This is a genomic window from Arthrobacter sp. E70 (assembly GCF_058266945.1).
Map to the genome: position 1 here is coordinate 265184 of NZ_JBYQFR010000002.1, position 18702 is coordinate 283885.

General features: G+C 62.8%; 22 protein-coding genes. 8 read left to right on the forward strand and 14 right to left on the reverse strand.

What is annotated here, in order from left to right:
• Nucleotides 1-58: 58 nt before the first annotated feature.
• Both AC3IMC_RS03230 and AC3IMC_RS03235 read right to left on the reverse strand, forming a co-directional pair.
• On the reverse strand, nt 59-568 hold the full coding sequence (locus AC3IMC_RS03230; RefSeq protein WP_490916998.1) for a hypothetical protein: 510 nt from the start codon (nt 566-568) through the stop codon (nt 59-61).
• A 637-nt stretch (nt 569-1205) separates the two neighbouring features.
• Nucleotides 1206-1619 (reverse strand): hypothetical protein, encoded by a 414-nt coding sequence (locus tag AC3IMC_RS03235; RefSeq protein WP_490916999.1) that lies wholly within the window; start codon nt 1617-1619, stop codon nt 1206-1208.
• Between the two features lie 309 nt (nt 1620-1928).
• Here AC3IMC_RS03235 and AC3IMC_RS03240 point away from each other — a divergent pair, with 309 nt between their 5' ends.
• The 4 genes from AC3IMC_RS03240 to AC3IMC_RS03255 all read left to right on the forward strand — a co-directional run bounded on the left by AC3IMC_RS03240 (nt 1929) and on the right by AC3IMC_RS03255 (nt 5076).
• Nucleotides 1929-2408 carry a metallophosphoesterase family protein gene (locus tag AC3IMC_RS03240; RefSeq protein ID WP_490917000.1) on the forward strand — a complete coding sequence of 160 codons (480 nt, stop codon included), beginning with the start codon at nt 1929-1931 and terminating at the stop codon, nt 2406-2408.
• A 473-nt stretch (nt 2409-2881) separates the two neighbouring features.
• The gene (locus AC3IMC_RS03245; RefSeq protein WP_490917001.1) at nt 2882-3406 is read left to right on the forward strand and encodes a hypothetical protein; all 525 of its coding nucleotides are present in this window, start codon (nt 2882-2884) and stop codon (nt 3404-3406) included.
• A complete protein-coding gene (locus AC3IMC_RS03250) occupies nt 3403-4083 on the forward strand; it encodes a hypothetical protein (RefSeq protein ID WP_490917002.1) in 681 nt (226 codons plus the stop codon). The genes AC3IMC_RS03245 and AC3IMC_RS03250 overlap by 4 nt, the downstream gene beginning before the upstream one ends.
• A 237-nt stretch (nt 4084-4320) precedes the next feature.
• Nucleotides 4321-5076 (forward strand): hypothetical protein, encoded by a 756-nt coding sequence (locus AC3IMC_RS03255; RefSeq protein ID WP_490917003.1) that lies wholly within the window; start codon nt 4321-4323, stop codon nt 5074-5076.
• 341 nt (nt 5077-5417) lie between these two features.
• Here the strand turns inward: AC3IMC_RS03255 and AC3IMC_RS03260 are convergent, their stop codons facing one another.
• From AC3IMC_RS03260 to AC3IMC_RS03275, 4 genes are all read right to left on the reverse strand, one after another.
• Complete coding sequence (locus AC3IMC_RS03260) at nt 5418-5567, reverse strand: hypothetical protein (protein WP_490917004.1); 150 nt, start codon at nt 5565-5567, stop codon at nt 5418-5420.
• Between the two features lie 1100 nt (nt 5568-6667).
• Nucleotides 6668-6922 (reverse strand): hypothetical protein, encoded by a 255-nt coding sequence (locus AC3IMC_RS03265; protein ID WP_490917005.1) that lies wholly within the window; start codon nt 6920-6922, stop codon nt 6668-6670.
• A 219-nt stretch (nt 6923-7141) separates the two neighbouring features.
• Nucleotides 7142-7675, reverse strand: a complete 534-nt coding sequence (locus AC3IMC_RS03270; protein WP_490917006.1) for a hypothetical protein — start codon at nt 7673-7675, stop codon at nt 7142-7144.
• Nucleotides 7676-7755: 80 nt separating this feature from the next.
• Nucleotides 7756-9249, reverse strand: coding sequence for an alkaline phosphatase (locus AC3IMC_RS03275; protein WP_490917007.1), 1494 nt, complete (start codon nt 9247-9249; stop codon nt 7756-7758).
• Between the two features lie 332 nt (nt 9250-9581).
• On the opposite strand from AC3IMC_RS03275, the gene AC3IMC_RS03280 reads away from it, so the two are divergent.
• Nucleotides 9582-10265 carry a helicase associated domain-containing protein gene (locus tag AC3IMC_RS03280; RefSeq protein WP_490917008.1) on the forward strand — a complete coding sequence of 228 codons (684 nt, stop codon included), beginning with the start codon at nt 9582-9584 and terminating at the stop codon, nt 10263-10265.
• On the opposite strand, the gene AC3IMC_RS03285 is transcribed toward AC3IMC_RS03280, so the two are convergent.
• Nucleotides 10220-10747: a hypothetical protein gene (locus tag AC3IMC_RS03285; RefSeq protein ID WP_490917009.1), complete on the reverse strand. Its 528-nt coding sequence runs from the start codon at nt 10745-10747 to the stop codon at nt 10220-10222. The two genes, AC3IMC_RS03280 and AC3IMC_RS03285, sit on opposite strands and share 46 nt — an antisense overlap.
• Before the next feature lie 366 nt (nt 10748-11113).
• On the opposite strand from AC3IMC_RS03285, the gene AC3IMC_RS03290 reads away from it, so the two are divergent.
• The gene (locus tag AC3IMC_RS03290; protein WP_490917010.1) at nt 11114-11398 is read left to right on the forward strand and encodes a hypothetical protein; all 285 of its coding nucleotides are present in this window, start codon (nt 11114-11116) and stop codon (nt 11396-11398) included.
• A gap of 343 nt (nt 11399-11741) precedes the next feature.
• Nucleotides 11742-12242 (forward strand): hypothetical protein, encoded by a 501-nt coding sequence (locus tag AC3IMC_RS03295; protein ID WP_490917011.1) that lies wholly within the window; start codon nt 11742-11744, stop codon nt 12240-12242.
• 107 nt (nt 12243-12349) lie between these two features.
• Here the strand turns inward: AC3IMC_RS03295 and AC3IMC_RS03300 are convergent, their stop codons facing one another.
• Nucleotides 12350-12613: a hypothetical protein gene (locus AC3IMC_RS03300; RefSeq protein ID WP_490917012.1), complete on the reverse strand. Its 264-nt coding sequence runs from the start codon at nt 12611-12613 to the stop codon at nt 12350-12352.
• A 540-nt stretch (nt 12614-13153) separates the two neighbouring features.
• Between AC3IMC_RS03300 and AC3IMC_RS03305 the strand changes: the two genes are divergently transcribed.
• Nucleotides 13154-14305 (forward strand): serine hydrolase domain-containing protein, encoded by a 1152-nt coding sequence (locus AC3IMC_RS03305; protein WP_490917013.1) that lies wholly within the window; start codon nt 13154-13156, stop codon nt 14303-14305.
• A gap of 12 nt (nt 14306-14317) precedes the next feature.
• Here the strand turns inward: AC3IMC_RS03305 and AC3IMC_RS03310 are convergent, their stop codons facing one another.
• The 6 genes from AC3IMC_RS03310 to AC3IMC_RS03335 form a co-directional block, all read right to left on the reverse strand.
• Nucleotides 14318-14554, reverse strand: a complete 237-nt coding sequence (locus tag AC3IMC_RS03310) for a hypothetical protein (protein ID WP_490917014.1) — start codon at nt 14552-14554, stop codon at nt 14318-14320.
• Nucleotides 14555-14604: 50 nt separating this feature from the next.
• On the reverse strand, nt 14605-14889 hold the full coding sequence (locus AC3IMC_RS03315) for a hypothetical protein (RefSeq protein ID WP_490917015.1): 285 nt from the start codon (nt 14887-14889) through the stop codon (nt 14605-14607).
• Between the two features lie 516 nt (nt 14890-15405).
• Nucleotides 15406-15720: a hypothetical protein gene (locus tag AC3IMC_RS03320; RefSeq protein WP_490917016.1), complete on the reverse strand. Its 315-nt coding sequence runs from the start codon at nt 15718-15720 to the stop codon at nt 15406-15408.
• Nucleotides 15717-16991, reverse strand: a complete 1275-nt coding sequence (locus tag AC3IMC_RS03325) for a hypothetical protein (RefSeq protein WP_490917017.1) — start codon at nt 16989-16991, stop codon at nt 15717-15719. The genes AC3IMC_RS03320 and AC3IMC_RS03325 overlap by 4 nt, the downstream gene beginning before the upstream one ends.
• Nucleotides 16992-17180: 189 nt before the next feature.
• A complete protein-coding gene (locus AC3IMC_RS03330; protein WP_490917018.1) occupies nt 17181-17855 on the reverse strand; it encodes a DUF4352 domain-containing protein in 675 nt (224 codons plus the stop codon).
• 48 nt (nt 17856-17903) lie between these two features.
• Nucleotides 17904-18566 carry an Rv1352/Rv1906c domain-containing protein gene (locus tag AC3IMC_RS03335; RefSeq protein ID WP_490917019.1) on the reverse strand — a complete coding sequence of 221 codons (663 nt, stop codon included), beginning with the start codon at nt 18564-18566 and terminating at the stop codon, nt 17904-17906.
• Between the last annotated feature and the right edge of the window lie 136 nt (nt 18567-18702).

Consider the following 18702-nt stretch of genomic DNA (forward strand, 5'->3'; position numbering starts at 1 on the left):
GCAACGAAAAGGCCCGGTGTGAGGCCCGGACCTTTTCGAATAACTTCTCCTGTTACCGCTAGCGGACTACGCGGGTTCCACCGCTGTAGGTGCCCGGGATGGCCAGGGTCGCGCCGCTGGTGTTATCAGTGACGACAACGTCCGTGTAGGACCATGCCGTGAGGGTTGCCGTCTGTCCTGAGGGGCAATCCAGAGCGGCAGCAGGGTCCTGGGGAGTCAACGTCAGCGAACCGACGATGTTGCCGTTCTTGTCGGCCGTGAAATACCCGGACGCGTAAACGGGAACATCCGTGACCGTCTTCTTGATGTCAGACGGGTTGTGCCCGGACTTGGTGAGGCACTGGTAGGTCCCACTGAAGTCAGCCGAGGCAGTGACGAACTCAGTCTGCCCTGAAGGCAGCCCGGTCTCCTTGAACGAAACGACAAGGTTGGAGCCGGACAGCGAAGCACTGGTCGCGTTCTTGATGAAGTGCGGATTTCCGTTTGGTGGTGCTGCCTGGGCAGGGCTGCTCATGACAAAGAACGCCGTGAAAACGGCAGCAAAAATGATGAGGATGCGCTTGAACATTGTTGTCTCCTGGAAAGGACACGAGGTTTAGCTAAACCGCCTGATGGGTTCGGGCGGATGGAGACTGGGTTCCCCAGCCAGGCCCCTGCGCCAAGGTTCACGCCGCGTCAAGACGGCGCCCCACGCCGGTATTTTAAATCCCACGCCACCGGCCGGAGCCGTTACTGACCGGTATTAGGGGACCCCAATCTCCCGTTCCTGCTGCCGCAGCCCTCAGTTGCCCGGGAACGAACAGTCCGGGAGCGGGAGCCGCCTTATCCCACGGGATGCCCGTGCGAGCAGTGATCCGCTCCAGGCAGGATCTCGTGCCCCTGAATGCAGGTGCGCTCGGGCGGGAGCGGTCTCCCATGTTGGTGCAGGAAGATACTGCTGTACGCGTCTTCCATCCGTTTGTCCTCGTGCTTCAGCCACTCCCCCAAATGTGGGGCGTGGTGCGCTTTCTCCGGGGGCTCAGGTTCGCGCTGATCGTGCCTCCGATGCCTGAAAGGATTGTTCGCCATGGCACTCGCGACCTTCAGAGCCGTCCCTGCAGGGGTGCAGGGAGAAAACGGTGCATTCATGCTAGGACCGCTGCTGTGGAAGGACAATCCCGAAAGAATTGCCTGACCGGGCCGAGGTGGCGGAGGGTGTATCGGGCCTAGCGCCGCTGCCGGTACCCGCGCGCCCAGATAACCTCTGCAACACCGCCCAACGCCAGCGGGAACGTCACTACCGCGGCCAGGTGGCGCGTCAGGTGGTAGGGGTCGTTCATTGTCGCCCATGCCAAGAGGATCCCCGGCAGCCCTACGCAGACACTCACCCACACCGGGTTGCCCCGGGTATGCGACCACACGGCGGCCGCAAGGGACAGCGCGCAGCCACCGTAGACGTATAGGTTGCCCACCCTGGACCGTTCCATCTCGGAGGGGACCGGCAGCCAGACCGACCAACCGGCGCGGAAGATGCCGTACGCGATCAGGGCCATAGATGCGAGGACGAGCAGGACCCAGGCGATGGTTCCAGCACGCCGGCGCGCCGCTGCAGACATCCAGGCCGAGTCCCCCAACGTCATTGATTCAGCGTACCTGTGGCAGGACGATCCGTCGCCGGACATGCAGCTACCTCAATAGTGGCCGTGGCCGCCCCCAACAAAATGGCCCCCGAATGCAACAGCGGCATTCGGGGGCTAACTTTGCCGCCGGGGTGCAGCAGCGATCTCCCGGTTGCGCCGTGATGGCGAAGGGCTGAAGCTACTGGTCCTTGAGACGTGCGACGTCGGTACGAGTGCATCCTTCTGGATTAACGTCCGCGAGGATAACCTACCGACCCTGCGGACCACCTCCCCCGTCGTATGCATCCAAGCCCTGCCCGAGGCAAACGTATGAACGAGGAAAACTGCGGAATGACCCTCGCCGTCGTGGGCGACTGGCACGGACACCAAGGATGCGCTCTCAACGTGCTGCGGTCACTCGCTCAGGAGGGCATCAGCCGCGTCATACACGTTGGTGACTTCGGCTTCGACTGGCCCGGAGCCGAGCGCAACCGCTACGAAACACGACCGAACAGGTTCCTGGCGGAGGCGGGAATGGCCCTTATCGTTTCGCCCGGGAACCACGACAACCATGAGACCATCGGCAAGCTAAGAATCGGCCAGGACGGCCTGGCCACTTTCCAATCCAATATCAAGATCTTGCCGAAGGGCGGGCGAACGCAAATTGGCGACTTAAAGCTCGGAGGACTGGGCGGAGCCCTGTCCGTCGACAAAGCGTGGCGGACAGAACTCAAAGACTGGTGGGCAATGAAGAACCAACAGTTGCCGAGGCCGAACAACTCATCGCTGGAGGGCCCATCGACGTCCTGATCAGCCATGACGCCCCAGCCGGCGTGCCGTTGCGAAGCGAATTCAAATTGCCACACGAACTGACAGAAGAAGCAGAGCGCACAAGGTCACTACTTCGTCATGTCGTGGACACTCTCCAGCCACCCCATGTCTTCTGCGGACACTGGCATCAAAGAGTCACTCATCTCATCCAACACCCCAACGGCCGCTCTACCCGCGTAGACGTTTTGAACATGGAAGGATCCCGAGACGGCAACACAGTCCTTGTCGGTACCGGCAGCCCGCCACTGCGCATCCACCCTCACTTCGTTCGTGTCAACTAGACAAGGCATAGCTGTGGCGGACTGCCTACGCCTGAAGGGGTACTGATCCATCCCACTCTCGGCGAAGCTTTGCCGAGTAATGAAGGTGTGGCAGGGGGAAACGGGGCAGTATGCCGTGCCCCTCTTCGCTTCTGGCCGGCACACCGCCCTAATCCCGGTAGAGTGCGGTTCATGACATTGGGGGATGCCACTGCGGTGGCTGCTGACGAACGGGCTCTGGAACTTGGCTACGCGCAGCGCCGGTCCTGGATCTTTTGGGCCTGGTGGTACGGGGTGGCACTGGCGATAACGGGAGCTGTCGATGCAATCCTTTCCGGTCTGGTCGGGCAGGACACTAGCCGGGGCGTTGGGATGGTCCTCCTGGGTGCACCGATTTCCGCCCTCGGCTGGCTCCTGACTCTGGGAGCCCGGTTTTCGAAGAAGCTGCCGAAACCGGCCAAGGATGTGCCGCGGGTGGAGCAGGGCATCCGGATCAACCCCGGCGTGGTCAGGTTCCTCGTGATCGCCACGGTGCTGATCGCCGCCGCCATGATCGTCTTGACGCCCCGCGGCACCTCCCCCGAAACTCTTCCCTACACCGGTCTGGTCGCCGCGGCAATCCTCAGCCTCGCCGCGGGCATGGCCCGCTCAGGGTGGCTCTTCCGGAACAGCAGCCAGCTGTACCGACGATGGTTGGAACGCCGGCAGGGACGATGAGCGGGCAAAGCCGCCATCCATGGACGTTCGCGGCCGTGTGCGTCATGGTCGTCGCGATGGCCCTACTGCTCTACGGCCTGTCCCAGGTTCCGCCGATCCAGCTGCTGCCAGGCTATGCGGCTGCCTACCTGCTGGTCGGGGCCTGCATCTTTGGCCCAATCGGGAAGGTGTCGCTGCGGCAGGCCGCAGCGTTCCTGCTGCCCGGGATTCTGCTCGCCCCCTTCGCGCTGCTGCATCTGGGCTTCTGGGCCGGCGGCTGGCTGCTCGGCCTGCCGGCGTGGGGACTGCTGCTGGGCCGGTGGACGCCGGAGGATCCTCTCCGTGTGCTGCTGGTCCTGAAGTTCCTCGGCCTGCTGGTCCTCGGCTTGGCGATCTTCACCTTCAACGCCGTCTACCCGATCCCCAGCCTGGGCTTGTTCGTGCTGCCCATCATCCCCTTCATCCGGCTGGGCTACCCGGAGTACCGGGCCCGGCCGCTCCAGGCCGTCGTGGAGGTTCTCCTGGGCGTCGCCACAGTCCCCCTCGCTTTCGCGATTCCGACCCCGGAAGGATCCTGGTCCTCGCCCTGGACCCTTGCCGGCGGCGCCGCCACCGCCGGCCTCATGATCGCGTACTGGGCCAGGGGCCTCCCCCGCCGCTCCCGATTCACGGAAGTCAACAACGGGGCCATCGTCTAGTCCTGACGCCCCCACGCCCGTTATAACCGGCCCCGGAACGCGCGAAGGCTTGCGGGGTATGCGGTCCTGCCGCTTTGATGCCGCAGAGAGCCGGGACATTGGCCCCTAGTTCTTCCTCATAAGCAAAACGGATCGTTATCAGTAAGGCGACTTGCTCCCCTCGGTCGTGGGAGTACCGCCGGCGCAGGAGCTACCTCCTGCAGACAGAACGGCCGGGCTGAAGCAAGGAGGCGTGCCATGCGAACAAAAAGGGAAGCCAGGCCTGACAGCTATCCGATAAATCCAGCGCGTACCGACTTGGCAGTTAACCGGTTCGGGTTCTGGGCTGCCGTTGCAACCGCTGCCATGACGGTAGTGTCTTTTGCACTTGCCCTGACGGCACTCCCGGACAAGGTTCCGTACCCGTTCACGGAGCAACTCATTTCTGACCAGTGGCCCGGAGACTACTACTGGTTGTTCCCGGCCATGGTTCTGATGGTGCTCTTCGTGGCGTTGGTTGCAGCGCTCCATGAGTCTGCCCCCCAAGCAAGGAAGACGTACAGCTTGCTGGCGCTTTGCTTCGCGGTCCTGGCGGCAGCTGTCCTCCTGATCAATTACTACATCCAGGCCATGGTCATGCAGCCCAGCCTCGAGAAGGGACAACTTGATGGCTGGGCCATGCTCACGCAGTACAACCCGAACGGCGTCTTTCTCGCACTCGAGGAGCTCGGGTATTTGTTGATGACCCTGGCATTCCTCTGCCTTGTCCCTGTGTTCTCCAGGAGAACCGGCCTTGAGAGGGCTATCCGATGGCTGTTCCTGCTCAGCTTCGCTGCAGCGGCTATTTCCCTCGCCGTCGTCGTGGCCCTGCGCGGAATATACCGGGAAGACATTTTTGAGGTCATCATCATCAGCATTGTCTGGGTGACGCTCATCGCCGCCGGCACTCTCCTTGCTCTGTTGTTCAGGCGCGGGATACCTCAAGAGGACGCTGGCGCAGAGCAGCGGCAGTAGGTATTGGTACAGATGTGGTGGACTTACTCTCGCCCCCGTAGCGCTTTCGCTACATCGGCCGATACGCCTTGACCGCCTACTACTAAGTATGCTTATTATGGGTTTCAAACGGATGGGGATCCGGTGCATGGGAATGCGAAAAGGGTGCGCTCAGCGAACGGGGCGCACCCTTTCCCGCGTCCGGGCGCCGGAGATCGCGGCCGTCGCCACAAGCCCATCAACTCTGGAGAGCCATGAAAGCATCACGGGGAGGGCGCGCTCAGACGGGCGCGCCCTTTCGCGTCCTTGTGGTGCTGGTCGTGGGGCGGAGCCCGACAGCAGGGGACGAGACGGCTGTACCGTCAGTCGCAGTCCATTCGCGTGATCATGTCCACCAGCTGGTGTGGGGTGGCGCGGATTGCCGCGAGAAACATGACAACCATTGGCGGTACAGCGACTAAGACGGCGATCAGGGCTGCCGCGGTGGTCTGCGTGAGGATTTCACTGCTCATATGCCTTTCCTTTCAAATTCGAAGGCCCCCCTGTGCGTTCTGTCGAACGGAGCGGGCTGACTTTTTTCGACGGCCAGGCTCAGATCTCTTACAGCGTGACCGGGGCGCCGGGAAGGTCAACGACTTGTGGTCCCCACGTGAACTTCCCGGTAACGCGGCGGCATACGCATGACCTCGAGTTCAGAGAGGTCGAGCAGACGGCGGCTCCCTGTCAAAGTGTCAAGGATCCAGAAAAGTCCGTGTTCCGGGGCTACCTCCGTGACGGGACCGCGGTGGAGGAGTCTGTTCTTCTGGAACGCTTCGATGGCATCGCCTGGGGCGAGTTCGTGGCAGGATCCGACAAGACTGCGGTCGCTGATTGTCATGGCTACGCCCTTCCAATCCCGGACTCTCCCCTCGGATCAAGTTTTGCCGCACCGGGTTGCCTCAACGTGTCCTAAGGACAATTTTCCGATGACATTTAGACGACAAGAGGGCTCAGCCCGTGGTTGCTTCCTGGCCTCCCCCAGTGCGTCCTGCACTTTAGCCATGCACCCCTTAGCGGCCATCGGCTTGGCGTTCCTGACTGGGGTTGGCTGGGAGGGCACCGGTTTGCCCCTGCTGGCTGCCCTGACTAAGTTGACCGAAGGCGGCCCCTTACGCGCGGCGGGGACACGGATGCGGCAGTTGCCCAGGTGGAGGCCGCAGGAAACTGGATCCTGCCGTTGCTTCAGGTCAGGCTCGGGGCGCTGGAGACGATATAGTCGCGCGCTGCGGCTCCCGCCATCGCCAGAGTGTTCTTTCCCGGACTGATGCCCCTGTCCCGGAGAGCATGCCATAGCTCCTTCGGGGCCCGCGGTTGGCGCTCCGCGAGCAGGCACAAGCTGGTGTAAAGCCCGAACAGTTCCTCACGGTCTAGACCGGTGTCACTGCCCGGGTCGGCGTTGACGGCCTCGCGCAGGAACGCATCGAAATGGAGGTGATTCCGCGCATTCTGTCGTCGTCCAAAAGTCCACAACTTGTGCTCCAGGGGTAGGTTGGAAAGGCACCTGCTGTTGCTGGTCTGAAGATAAGCGCCGCCCACCCGCTTGTCTAGATCTCGTTCCTGCCAGGGCGCCGGCTCAGTTGAACTGGGAAGGGGACTGCACCCGGGACCTTTTACGGATCTCGAACTCTGTGGTGTCCAGGAGCCGTCGGACGCCGGTGAGGACATCGTGGATCCAGAAGAGCTCGTGGTTCGGCGCAATCTCGGTCACCTCACCGCGGTGAACGAGCGTGCCCTTGTAATAGGCCTCGATCCAGTCGCCCGAGGCGAGCTCGCTGTTGGTGCTGACAGTGCCGCCGTGGCGGGAATCGATCAGGTCAGGGTTGTCCATGCTGCAAGCGTCGCACCACAAGGTTACTGGGAGGTGTCTACGGGATGTTCTGTTCGCGCAGGTTGAGCGCACCGCGCGGTGCGCCGGTCAACAACGCCATCCAGGGCCCGCAACTCTTCACTGATTCCCATCGGCCCATCGTGACCTGCCGCCGCCAAGGGGTCAAGCCTTGGCAGGGGACGTAGCGTGCTCATCTCCGGCCGGCCGGGCCGACCCTGTCTACTCGTTGACGAGGACGGGAACACCCAAGGCGGCTGATACGGCCTTGCCGGCCATGTCGGCGGGAACGTCGATGGTGAACTCCTCGGTCTCGGAGGGAGGGCCTTCGTGGTTGTGACCTTCTGCCCCGGCGTGGTGTTCGAACCGGCCGGTGCCGAGAAGCGCGCCCTTGTCGTCGTAGAAGCCGGCGAGGATCTGCAGCTCGAGCAGGTCGCTGACATCACTGGTGATGCGGATGGTTCCGGTGGCGGCAGTTCCCGTGAAGGCGGTGTTTTCGAGGACGAAGCGGTCGTCAAAGGGGCCCTTGGCCTGGATGACCTGCCCCGGTGCGGGGTGAGCTTCCTGCAGCCCCGGAAGGACGGGCTCACCGTGTGCGGCGGCGAGACCGGGGAAGGATGTCTGCACGGTAGCGGCAGGGCGGGGAGTTTCTGCGGCGTTCGGGACGGTCGCCTGGCCTAGTGTGCCGGCGCCCATGGCGGCGGCAGCAACAAGGGCTGCTCCACTGAGGACGGCTGCTTTCATGCTGAATTTCATCAGGATAGTCCTGTGCTTGTAAGGGATGAGTGGGTGGCCGGGAAGCTTGTCATTGCTTCCCGGCCACCCTTGGGATGGTGTCAGTGAAGACGCAGGGCGTCGCCGACGATGTCGAACAGGTCGGTGTTATCGATGCTGCCCTGCATCTTTTCCGAACCTGCGCCATAGGAGTAGATCGGAACGTCGGCTCCGGTGTGGTTCCCGGAAAGGTAGGTCAGCCACAGGCTCGCCTCAGGGGTCCCGTCCAGGACACCGGGGGCGTCATCAGGGGTGCGGAAGCTGGCCGGTGCGAAGTTGTGCGGGTCGGTCGACCCGGCGCCGTTAACCAGCCCGGTGGAGCGGGAGGCGTCCTTGGTATTGCCGCCCGGCCGGGTGGGGGCGGAGTTGTTGGCAGTGTTGCCCGAGTCAACGTTCACAGGCGGGTTAGTGGCTTCGGCGTTGGTGAAGGAGCCCTTTTCGATGATGTTGAACCCGGCACATTCGTGGTCGGCGGTGACGATGACCAAGGTGTTGCCGTCTTTCTTGGCGAAGTCCATGGCGGCGGCGACGGCGTCATCGAAGGCCTTGATTTCCTCAAGGGTCTGGGCCGCGTCGTTCGCATGGGAGCGCTTGTCGATCAGAGCACCTTCAATCTGGAGGTAGAAGCCGTTGCCCTTGGTGCCGGAGCCGAGCAATTCGATGGACTTCTTCGTCATTTCGGCCAGGGTGGGCTCCTGCGCCTGGGGCGCGGACGGGTTGGCCTGCTTGGCCTTCTCGATCGTCAGGTTGCCCTTGTTGAACAGGCCGAAGACCTTCTCGCCGTCGGCCTTTGCAAGATCAGTCTTGGTGGCGACGGTCTGGCTGGCCGGGGAGCCGAGGACACTGTAGCCCTGGTCGCGCAGGGCTTTTTCGTCCTCGGTGTCGAAGCGGGCGAGTCCACCGCCGAGGATGACGTCCGCGGTGCCGTTGCGTGCAATCTGGTCTGCGATCGGGGTCACGCGGACATCGCTGGTTGGCAGCGTGGTGCCGGTGATGGAGGTGTCCTGGCAGGCACTGGCGGAGTACACCGGTCCCTGGCAACCGCGCAGGAGCGCGTGGCTGATCTGACCGGCCGGGGTGGCGTCGGTAATTTCAGCCGTGGAGACGTTTCCGGTGCGGTAGCCTGCCTGCTTGGCCTGCTCCATGATGGTCGGAACCGCATTGCCTTTGGCGTCCACGCCGAGAGCGGCGTTATAGGTCTTGACCCCTGAAGCCCACGCAGTCGCGGACGAAGCGGAATCCGTGACGTAGTTGGGGTGGAAATCGGCCTGACCCGGCTGGCCGGAATTCTTCTCCACCGAGTAGGTGCTGACATAACCCTGCGAGGGCAGGGTCTCCATGTTCAGCTTGCCGTCAGCGCCGTAAAAGCGCTCCCGGCCGGCGGTGACATGGGTTCGGCCCATGCCGTCGCCCAAAAGGTAGATGACGTTCTTGACGCGGCCGTTACTGCCGTTGGTGTCAGCCGCCGTAGCCGGGGTGCCGGCGCTGACCAGGCCCGCTACGGCGGCCACTGCCAGCAGCGTCGCGGATGCCGACACGGAAAGAGTGCGTTTCATGTGGAAGTTCTCCCAGGTGCGTGTGAATGGTGCTGGGGAGGCACCGGTGAGAGCCTAGGGAGACAAGGAAAGCCGTGGACAACGCTCAGGTGCCCGCGAGATTGATCAGAGGTTAACGGCAAACTGTTGGAGAGCAACGGGTAGCGTGAAACAGTTCGCCGATGCCGATTATTGACCAAGGCTGGAGCAACGGCTTGACTCCTGGGGGTAGCGGATGACGCAGACGAAGCGCAGGGCCCCGCACCCCGAGTGGGTGCAGATGTACAGGCAGGGCATCCCCGCGACGAAGATCGCGGCAGTCGCCCGCGTGCCCGAGACTACGGTCCGTTATCATGTGGCCCCAGCCGCCAGACAGGACCCCGAGCTTCGGGCCCGGCACCGGGCCGCCTTGCCGCCGACTACACCGCGAGCCACCCCTGCCGGCCACCCCTGCCGGCCAGCGCAACCTGGACGATCTCCTGGCGTTCTACGAGGCTGAAGGCCGGCTGCCGGTCCACGGCCGGTCCGCCCGCGAGTCCGCCCTCGCCGGGTGGCTGGCCCGGCGCAGGAGCCAGGCAGCCGACGGCACCCTCTCCCCCGCCTACGCCCAGGCACTTGAAGCCGTCCCCGGCTGGCGGGAGCAGCCGTCGAAGCGGGATGTTGACGCTGCCCGGTCGAGCCAGCGCCTGGGCGAGGTGGCGGCATATCTGGCGGCCGGCAACGAGCTGCCCCGGCACAACAAGACCGACGACCAGGAGGAACGCACCCTCGGTGCGTGGCTGCTCACGCAGCGGATCGACTACCGGGCCGGAAAACTCAGCGCAGGCAAAGAGAAGCAGCTGAACTACGTCGTTCCCGGGTGGCGGCGGGGCCGGCCGCGACGCGGGGCGAACAGCAAGCGCGCCAACCTTAGGCAAGGAGCAGCGACGTGGAGATTCCGCGGTGACCGCATCGCTAGTCCAAGACGGCCGGATGTATTTGATCCGGCAGTTCAGAGGGTGCAGTGGCTGACGATATTGTCGACCCGGACTTCGTAGTTGGTCACGAGCCAATCGTAGGAATAGGTGCAGGTCATTCCTGTGGCATCGGTGATCGTGCGGGTCTCGCGAAGCTTGTCGGTCCGGTGACCCTGTTGAATGACGGCCACGTACCTGTCCACGCTCGACCGATCATCAGTGATGGCCCCCGATGAGTCGTAGGTCGTGGAAGTCGTTGTGATGGACCAGGTGACAGCCACTCCCCCTGTGGGAGTCTGCGCTGAATTCTCGAACCAGACCTGCTCCCAGCAGAGCGACCCGGAACCGCTCGGGTAGCACTCGCTGTAGGACGCCAATTCGGCGCCGCTACTGGCTGGGCCTGGGCTGGCGGCGGTGGCTGGTACTGCAGGGAAGATCAGTAATGGGATGAGTGCGGAAAGTGCAGCAAGGGGCTTCTTCGTGATGCCAAGCATGTGGTTGCCTACCTCGGGTCGCAGATGGTTGGGTTGCTGCGGCGCAGACTGACCGTCCTTTCTTTTCACGCTTCATGCGTAAGCCCCAACCCCCACGTGCCGCCCTGAAGCTTTCCACGTAGAGGAAAGCTTGCCCTTGATCGACGCCCCGCGTAAAGGCTTTTGTCGAACGGCTGCGGGCCTGGCCTTGCCGTTCTCCATCCGGATACGCAGGTACTCAATCACATTGGTTAAAACCCCTATTCCCTGATTGCAGGTCCTGCTTCCGATTGGGTAGGCGATCACCTTTTTCGGCCCGGGATATGGAGGGTAAGCTCGGCCTCCCAAGCGTATAGGCATTGGGCAACGTCTCTTTGTGAGGGCTCGCTGGGACCCGCCTACAGCGCCATCTTAGGAACGGCGCTTCAGCTTTTTCGTCTCGATTCAGGAGACAAAGTGCTCCAGCAAATCTCCACTATTCTCGCTGCGGCTGTCGTCACTATTCTCCTTACCGGAGGCCCTGCTGAATCAGGCTCAGACATTTCCGACACCGCCATCACCACCTACGTTGACTGTCCTCTTGAACGTATCGGCGACCAGTTAGTGCGCTGCGACAACCTCACAGGGGCAGGGGCTCGTGCGCCTTTCTGGATTCCCGAGCAGTATTCCGATTCCCGTAGCAGCAACAGAACGTTACACTCGCCCAAGCTCTACCCGGAATTGGCGCACTATGCGCAATGAACCGTACGCGCTTGAGGTTCTCGATGACTGAAAACGGCGCTGTTACGAATGCGGCTGAGGGCAATGCGCAGAGCTGACACTCATCCCGAAATCCTGAGCCGGCCTCATACTCTCAGCGTCCTCTTGTGGTTCGGGGTGATAATCCTCGCCGTGGTGCTCGTTGCCTTCCTGCTGTACACCCACCTCGACGCGCTCTTCACGGCCGTCGCGAGGATCATGAATTCCGGTTTCACCTAGCTACCTGGTCACGTTTATTTTTCCGCCCCGTACGTCACTGACCACCCCGCACGACGACTGTGCCCTTCACCGGAAGTTCTGCTTCCCGAGATTTGGAGATACTGCAATGAAACGCTTTGTTCCCGCCCTTATGTCTCTCTTCGGTGCCGCACCGCTGGCTGTTGTTGCGGCCCCCGCAGCAACAGCCGCCGCGGATCTGTCCATGGAATTTGATGCAGGAGTCGCCTGCGCTTTTCCGCTTGGTGTTGAAGGAACGGGATCCATGGCCCAAACACATAAAATCAAGGGCCCTGACGGCGAAGTCGCCCTCGTCATCGAAGCCGGCAAGGGATACACCCTGACGTACACCAATCTGGACACAGAGGAATCTGTGACCTTTAGGTCCAACGGGAGTGTTTCAAAGACCAATATTGACCCCGAATCTGGCGTAGCAACCGTCAGAATCAGCGGCCACACCGGCCTGATTCTCTTTCCCTCCGACATCCCTGCCGGACCGTCCACAACTCAATACATAGGGACCGTCGTCTTTACCATCGACCCGGAGGGCGTGTTCGAAGTGCAGAGTGTCTCGGGCACTTCTATAGACGTCTGTGAGGCCCTGAGCTAGGACCTGCCGCCCACCCCCGGCCGGCCGTGCCGCGGAAGACCCTTCATGGTGGAGTCAGCTCATATGCCGGCCCTGGCAGTCAGCGCACGGGGCCGCGGAAGCAGTGTTCATGAGCCCGAAGCATAGGGCGTCGTCAACTCGGGCATATTTCCGTTGAAGACGGTCCGCGGGTCCAAGCCGACCGCTTCAAGAATCGCCCGTGCCAGGGCCGGCGCGTGCTCGGCCCGGTACTCCACCGATGCGCTGACGCCGTTGGCCTGGACGATCTGGATGGAAGCATCCGAGGTGTGGATGGGCCGCCACACATCGAGGTGGTCTTCGGGAATGACCGTGTCCCGGTGCCGGTGCACGAAGTAGTCCTCAGCGGCCATCGCAGTCTCCTCCTGAAAATGGGCAAGAGAGCACTATAACCACAGCGCTTGCCGGCAGGCCAGGTTCGCAGGGCGGCTCAGATTCGGCCTCCTCCGACTGGTCCTGCCCAGCCGCTGAACTCTCCTCCTCCCCTCTGGCGCTCATCGTCGTCTTTGCCGCAGCGAAGACAGCGCTTGTACAGGCTGCCGTCTTGGGTGTGTTCGACGTGCCATTGGTGCCGAATGTTCAGCTTGCATAGCAGTGCCTTGAGCATGGCCTTCTCCAATCGCTGCAGCAGCCACTCCGGCAATCCAACAGTGGCCCTCGCGCAGCCGGAGTGAAACCAACAAACGCTCGCGCTTCTCAGCAGCGAGGATCAGCAAAAGACAGCCTTAGCCGGCATGGTGGTGACTTCCCCACGATGACGGCCAGTCCTAAAATGAGGGTGCTGGAACGGCGGTGCCTTCGTGGGTCTGGCCGGACGCGGTGCCGCAGCCGGCCCCGACCTCTGACCTCGTCCCGACCGGATGCGGAAAATGCGCAAGAAGAATCACGTTTGGATGCCAGCGGCCCTCGGACTGGTCCTCGCTCTCTCCACCTGCACCTATCCACCTGATGAGCCCGCGCCGTCACCAAGCTCGCCCAGTCCCTTCGCTTCCCTGGAAAATCAGGTCCAGCTGTTCATGGATGAGGGCGCCGTGGCCACCCTCGTACAGGTCCGCTGGCCCGAGGGCGAGTGGTCCAGGGCCTACGGCGTGCGCGACCTCGAATCCAGGACCCCGGCGCAACCCACGGACCGCGCGCAGGTCGCCAGTCTCACCAAAACGATGACAGCCGTGACCGTGCTGAAACTCGTAGACGACCACCTCATCGGCCTCGACGATCCCGTCAACGACATCATTCCCGGGTTCACATCCGCACTCAAGCCCCCGAGGCTCATCACCCTGAAGCAACTGCTCAGCCACACATCCGGGATCCCCGAGGTCAACGATGCCTTGCCCAAGGACGTCGACTTCCGCCCCCTGGTTTCCCAGACACTCACGATGGAACGGGGCCTGCAACTGGCAGGCACCCTCCCCTGGACCCCGACCAGTGTCGGGACCTTCAAGTATTCGAACACCAATTACCTCGCCCTTGGCCTCCTCGTCCAGACCCTACGGCACAAACCCTTCGTCAAGGTCATGCAAGAGGAGGTTTTTGACCCCCTCGGCCTCAAGCACACCAGCCTCGACCACCTCGACCCGCACGAGACCGGGCTGGTGCATGGCTACGTGACCCTCCGCGGAGAACGCGTCGACACCACAGATAACACCTTCACAGTCGGCAACCCGGCCGCCGGCGCGGTATCGACCATGGAAGACCTGAACCTCCTCATGGCCGGCATCTTCCAGGGGCGCGCGGTCTCCCCGACCTCGCTAAAGGAGATGAAAACCAGCCCCGGCTTTGGCCCGTACGGGCTGGGCGTCTGGGAGCACGCGGACGGATGCTCGAAAGAGTCAAGACACGAGGGCCGGGGCTCGTTCGATGACTACCAGACGGTAGCAGTGAGCAGCGCAGACGGGCGGTACCAGGCAGCAATGACAGTCACAACTCCACCAATGCCCACCGAATTCGAGGACCCGTCCACCGCGGACAAGCGTGATCTCCTCAACGGCCAAATTGAGTCAACGCTCAACGAGACCCTCGACAGACTCTGCACGCCCGATCACTGAGGAAAGCATTGGCTAGCCCAGTCCGCCTCCTCCGGTCGGCCCCAGCCATCCACTGAACCCCAGCCATCTACTGAACTCACCCCGACGCCCACCGGCGCGGCCATCGTCGTCCTTGCCGGACCGCCAGCAGCGGCTATAGGGGCTGCCGTCTTCCGCGTGTTCGACATGCCAGTCGTGTTGAATGTTCAGCTTGCACAGCAGTGCCTTGCGCATGGCCTTCTCCAATCGCTGCAGCAGCCACTCGGCCATTCAATTCTCGCCCTCGTCCAGGCACGGCGAAACCAGCTATTACTGGCGCTTCAGCCCGGGACGGTGAAGAAACTGGCCGGGTCGTCGGCGCCCAGCAGATCGTGGTGGAACGGGATGGCGTCCACCGGCCGGGTGTCCAGGAACAGCACGGCAACCTCGCGGGAGTGGACGACGGTGTAGCGGGTGGGCCCGTCCAGCCAGGAGTGACTGCCGGTGTACTCCTCGACGAACAACCCGTCGCCGAGCAGTCCCCGCTCCTGAAGCAGGTCGTAGACAACATTCCAGGCGAGATCCATCAGTTCGTGGATCGCCGCCTCCACTGTTGGAGCCGTCATACCTCCATGGTGCTCCCGGGCACCGACATCCTGAGGGAGGCGCCGGGGCGTGTCAGGCCCGGCAGGACGCGGAGACCTTGACGACCTCGATGATCCGGTCAACTGCCCCCGTGGGACTGCTGCGGCAGGGTCTCCGTCCTTGAAGAAGATCGTACCGAGGCTGACCGAGGACAGAGTTCCTGAACAAGCACCATCTAGTTGGTAGCGCGTCCAGCAACTAGATAGCGCTTGTCCATCGAATCCCACCGAATGACGAGTCGATCTGCCCTGAATCTGCCTCCTGGTGGTAACGCCAAGGAGCTTCCGGTCGCACAAGGAAATGTGAGTTGCAGGTCGATTTGGAAGAACTTGCCGCATGGAACGACCCGATCAGGCCGAGGCGATAGCTCCCGAGGGGGCGACCACGTCCAGCTCATTTGGAAGTTTGCGGCGCAGGCGCCCGCTGGTTGAGCTGCCAGGCAGTCGCCTGTACACGGACTGAATTGTCACAGTACATACTTCTTGAGGACCTCAGGCTCAGTAAAGGTCCTCGTGGTGACCGACCTCGCCGCGCCGCTGGGCGACCTTCATGGCCACTCGAACCGCTTTAACCCGGATGTAGTTGAACGTCCTTACAACTTCTCCGGGCGACGCGTTGCTCCTCTCAAGGGACCACGCAACGAGCTGGTCGTACTCTTTGCGCCCCTCTATGTCCTCTGGGAGGGAACTCCCGGCCAGGGAAGCCATGTAGGCGTCGGCAAGGCTGTGGCAGTGCTCGCCTGTGTTGGGGTTCTTTATAAAGCCAGCCTCCATGGCCGCAGCGAGTTCGGCACTGTAAGCCTCTGAGTTCATTCCTCAGGCGCCTTCTCCGGTGCATCAGCCGTATCCCGCTTCCGGGACTTGAACAAACCTGCCACTTTTCCACTCGCTGCGCCAGTGGCGCCAGCAAGGGCACCGCCGAGGCCCTTGACCGCGGCGAGTGCCTGGGGCTCATCCGGGATCCCGTCGCCGTCAACATCCACGGCACGGAACGGGCGGGACACCGCAGCGGCAGCGCTTGCCACCCCCGAGCCCACGGCGGAGGCACCGGTTGCCACCCCTTCTCCAACTGTGCTGGCCGTCCCAGTGATCCAGCTTCCCGTGGACTTCGCGGCATCCTCTAAGGCTGCAAGCGCCCGGTTGGGTTCGGATTCCTGGTCGTTGGCGTCGGACAATTCGATCTGCAGGGCAAGGTGGGCCGGGAACTCCGCCGGAGCCTCAGGGAATGCTTTACGGGCGGACTCAACGACGTCCCGACCAAACACGAAACGGCTCACGCCTCCAGTCAACGCACCCACGCCGTATTCGATCGCCGTCTGATGTTTTCCGTTCAAGGTCTCCCGCACGGTGTCCAGCTGACCCGTTTGCATTGTCCGGACGAGGCTTTGCGCGGCACCGCTGGGCAGGGTATCAGCCAGGGTAGTCGCCCAATGGGACCAGTCCCCGCTCGCGGCGGCAAATTTGTGGCCAACGCCCACCACACCGTCGGGGGAAGTCTCCGCGACATCCTTGGCCATGATGGCAATTTGCTCCTGGCTTACCCGCTCATTGGTCAGCCCGTAGACCAACGCGTGGGCCTGGTCCTGGTCAAGGGCCTTCCCGTGGATGTCGGCCAAGGCAAGCCCAAAAATTGCCGTGAGCTCGAACTGGAGCTGCTGATCACCGGCAGGGAGGAGGGCGGCCACTCGGTGGGCACCCGTTTTCGCAGCCCCCATGGCCATGTTCTTCGCGGCCACTTTGGCCGCCTCCTTGGCCGTTACCTGGACGGTCTTCTTAGCCGCCTGTTTCCCAGCTGTCTTCAGACCGGTTGCCGCGACGCTGCCACCCGGGATCAACGAGATTCCTACCTCAGCCGCGATCGACCCGGCGGTGATCGCAGCCCCTGCAGCCGTAATTGACGTGCTGTAGTGACGTTCGAGCAGCCTGATAACTTCTGCGGGGGTCGCCTCAGGACGCCGGCGCCGAATCCGCATGACGTACTTGCGTGCGATTGAGTGACGCGCACTGACCGCCTTCGCGATGTCTGCGTTGGCTTCCTCATCATCCAACTGGGTCTCCAGCGTGACAGCTTCGCTTTCGGTCATTTACGTTGTCCCCCTCTAAACCACAGGCTCAACCCTGAGCCTTTCTATAAACGCTGCAATTCGGTTCGCGGCAGAGGAGCCCAGGGCTCCCCAACCGCGCCGTCATCAGTGTCCCGCATGACCCGGCAGGATCCTGCTCGCCACGCTGCACGGACCTCCGCCGATCAGACCGCACGGGCGGAAGTGAACTTATCCCGGAATTTGTATCCGTGCAGCTTCCTGGAGCAGCGGATCAGAAATCATGACGGTGGCAGCACCCGGAGCAATATCGAAGGCAACGTTGCCCCGCGCCTTGTCGCCGGGCAGAACCTCGCCTGAGCCCAGCTGGTTATCGGCGAACATGCTCATGTCTGCCTTACGCCCGTTGGCATCCTTCGCCGAGAAGTAGAGCGGGTTGGAGCTCGTCTTGCCGGATTCCGTTTCCCAGAGCACATCCAGGAGCAGGTAGGTGCCGTTCTTGGGCGGTGTAGCAAACGCACCGGTGGTGACTGAGTCGGTGCGTACGGCGGACACGACAGTGATCCTGGCGACATTGCCGTTGCGCATCTTCGCGGAAAAGGGAACGCCCACCGCAGGCGCCGCGGGAGCGGCAGGAGCGGACGACGGCGGTGCTGCCGCCGCCGGGGCGGCAGGCGCAGGGGCAGCAGGCGCAGTTGCAGCCGGCGCAGCCGCTTCAACGGACGCTGTGGCGGAGGCGACCGAACTGGAGTCGGAAGCCTGCTTGCTTCCGCCGGAGCATGAGCCCATGAGAATGCCCACCAGCAGGATGCCTGCGGGGACAACGAAGCGCTTCTTCTTGTAGAACGGCCGGGCGGCAGGTGCCTGGGCAGCCGGCGGGACAGGGGCGAAGTTCTGGTCGGTCATGATGGTGCCTTTCAAGTGATTCGATTAGATGATGCGAAGTAGCAGTGGCTACTGTCTTTCCCATTTGCCGCAGCGGGTTGAGTTGAAGTCCTGCCCTGCTGAGAGGGTGACAACCGGTCGGCCGCCGCCGGGGATGTCGTTTTCGATGATGTCGCTGCCGTTGCTGCCGCTGCGGTAGATCCCCCAGTAGCAGGTGGAGCCGACGGCAGCCGCTGCCCGGTACGTGCCGGGTTCGATGTCCGTGCCCACCGTCCAGGTCCCGTCGCCAACCGTGCGCGCCGCCTTCGCTTTTTCGGCCCCAGTCACGGCGTCCTCCCGGGCTTTGACTGCTGCCTCAGCGGTCTTCACGGCAGCATCGGCTTTGCCGACTTCGGCTTCCCTGGCCGCGACCTTGGACTCGCGGGATGCCATGCCGTTTTCAAGGGTGTCGTACTTGCCTTTCAGGGAGGCGTAGCTGGATAGCGCGGCGTCCCGCTCGGTCTCGACGGTGGACTTCTCGCCGGCAAGGGACTTGTACGCCGTGCTTTCCTTGGGATCTGGCAATGCCGTTCCAAGTGCCGTTCCGCCGGCAAAGAGCACAACCGCGGCCGCCACCAGAAGGGCAGGCTTCTTCCGGCCACGCTTGGTCACCTGGGCAGGAGTCGCCTGCCCGGTTTGGTACACCTGATCACTGTCCGGGATCTCCCCCGGTCCGATGTCGTTGTTCAACACTAAGTTCTCCCCATTTCATGAGTGCTGCAGGTCGGCGGCGGGATACCTCCCCCCAATGTGCGGTTTCCCGCCACCGCCACAGCTTCGGAGGATCACCTCCTGGCTGCAGGAAAAAGTTATTGCCTGCTTGGTCGTC

Bases quoted from the DNA above. Each gene is read 5' to 3' on its own strand.
- AC3IMC_RS03260 (WP_490917004.1), bottom strand. From the start codon at position 5,567: ATGAGCAGTGAAATCCTCACGCAGACCACCGCGGCAGCCCTGATCGCC.
- AC3IMC_RS03320 (WP_490917016.1), bottom strand. From the start codon at position 15,720: ATGAACTCAGAGGCTTACAGTGCCGAACTCGCTGCGGCCATGGAGGCT.
- AC3IMC_RS03230 (WP_490916998.1), bottom strand. From the start codon at position 568: ATGTTCAAGCGCATCCTCATCATTTTTGCTGCCGTTTTCACGGCGTTC.
- AC3IMC_RS03235 (WP_490916999.1), bottom strand. From the start codon at position 1,619: ATGACGTTGGGGGACTCGGCCTGGATGTCTGCAGCGGCGCGCCGGCGT.
- AC3IMC_RS03265 (WP_490917005.1), bottom strand. From the start codon at position 6,922: ATGGACAACCCTGACCTGATCGATTCCCGCCACGGCGGCACTGTCAGC.
- AC3IMC_RS03245 (WP_490917001.1), top strand. From the start codon at position 2,882: ATGACATTGGGGGATGCCACTGCGGTGGCTGCTGACGAACGGGCTCTG.
- AC3IMC_RS03300 (WP_490917012.1), bottom strand. From the start codon at position 12,613: ATGGCCGCTGAGGACTACTTCGTGCACCGGCACCGGGACACGGTCATT.
- AC3IMC_RS03255 (WP_490917003.1), top strand. From the start codon at position 4,321: ATGCGAACAAAAAGGGAAGCCAGGCCTGACAGCTATCCGATAAATCCA.
- AC3IMC_RS03325 (WP_490917017.1), bottom strand. From the start codon at position 16,991: ATGACCGAAAGCGAAGCTGTCACGCTGGAGACCCAGTTGGATGATGAG.
- AC3IMC_RS03305 (WP_490917013.1), top strand. From the start codon at position 13,154: ATGCCAGCGGCCCTCGGACTGGTCCTCGCTCTCTCCACCTGCACCTAT.
- AC3IMC_RS03250 (WP_490917002.1), top strand. From the start codon at position 3,403: ATGAGCGGGCAAAGCCGCCATCCATGGACGTTCGCGGCCGTGTGCGTC.
- AC3IMC_RS03330 (WP_490917018.1), bottom strand. From the start codon at position 17,855: ATGACCGACCAGAACTTCGCCCCTGTCCCGCCGGCTGCCCAGGCACCT.
- AC3IMC_RS03295 (WP_490917011.1), top strand. From the start codon at position 11,742: ATGAAACGCTTTGTTCCCGCCCTTATGTCTCTCTTCGGTGCCGCACCG.
- AC3IMC_RS03270 (WP_490917006.1), bottom strand. From the start codon at position 7,675: ATGAAATTCAGCATGAAAGCAGCCGTCCTCAGTGGAGCAGCCCTTGTT.
- AC3IMC_RS03240 (WP_490917000.1), top strand. From the start codon at position 1,929: ATGAACGAGGAAAACTGCGGAATGACCCTCGCCGTCGTGGGCGACTGG.
- AC3IMC_RS03280 (WP_490917008.1), top strand. From the start codon at position 9,582: ATGTGGCCCCAGCCGCCAGACAGGACCCCGAGCTTCGGGCCCGGCACC.
- AC3IMC_RS03275 (WP_490917007.1), bottom strand. From the start codon at position 9,249: ATGAAACGCACTCTTTCCGTGTCGGCATCCGCGACGCTGCTGGCAGTG.
- AC3IMC_RS03315 (WP_490917015.1), bottom strand. From the start codon at position 14,889: ATGACGGCTCCAACAGTGGAGGCGGCGATCCACGAACTGATGGATCTC.
- AC3IMC_RS03310 (WP_490917014.1), bottom strand. From the start codon at position 14,554: ATGGCCGAGTGGCTGCTGCAGCGATTGGAGAAGGCCATGCGCAAGGCA.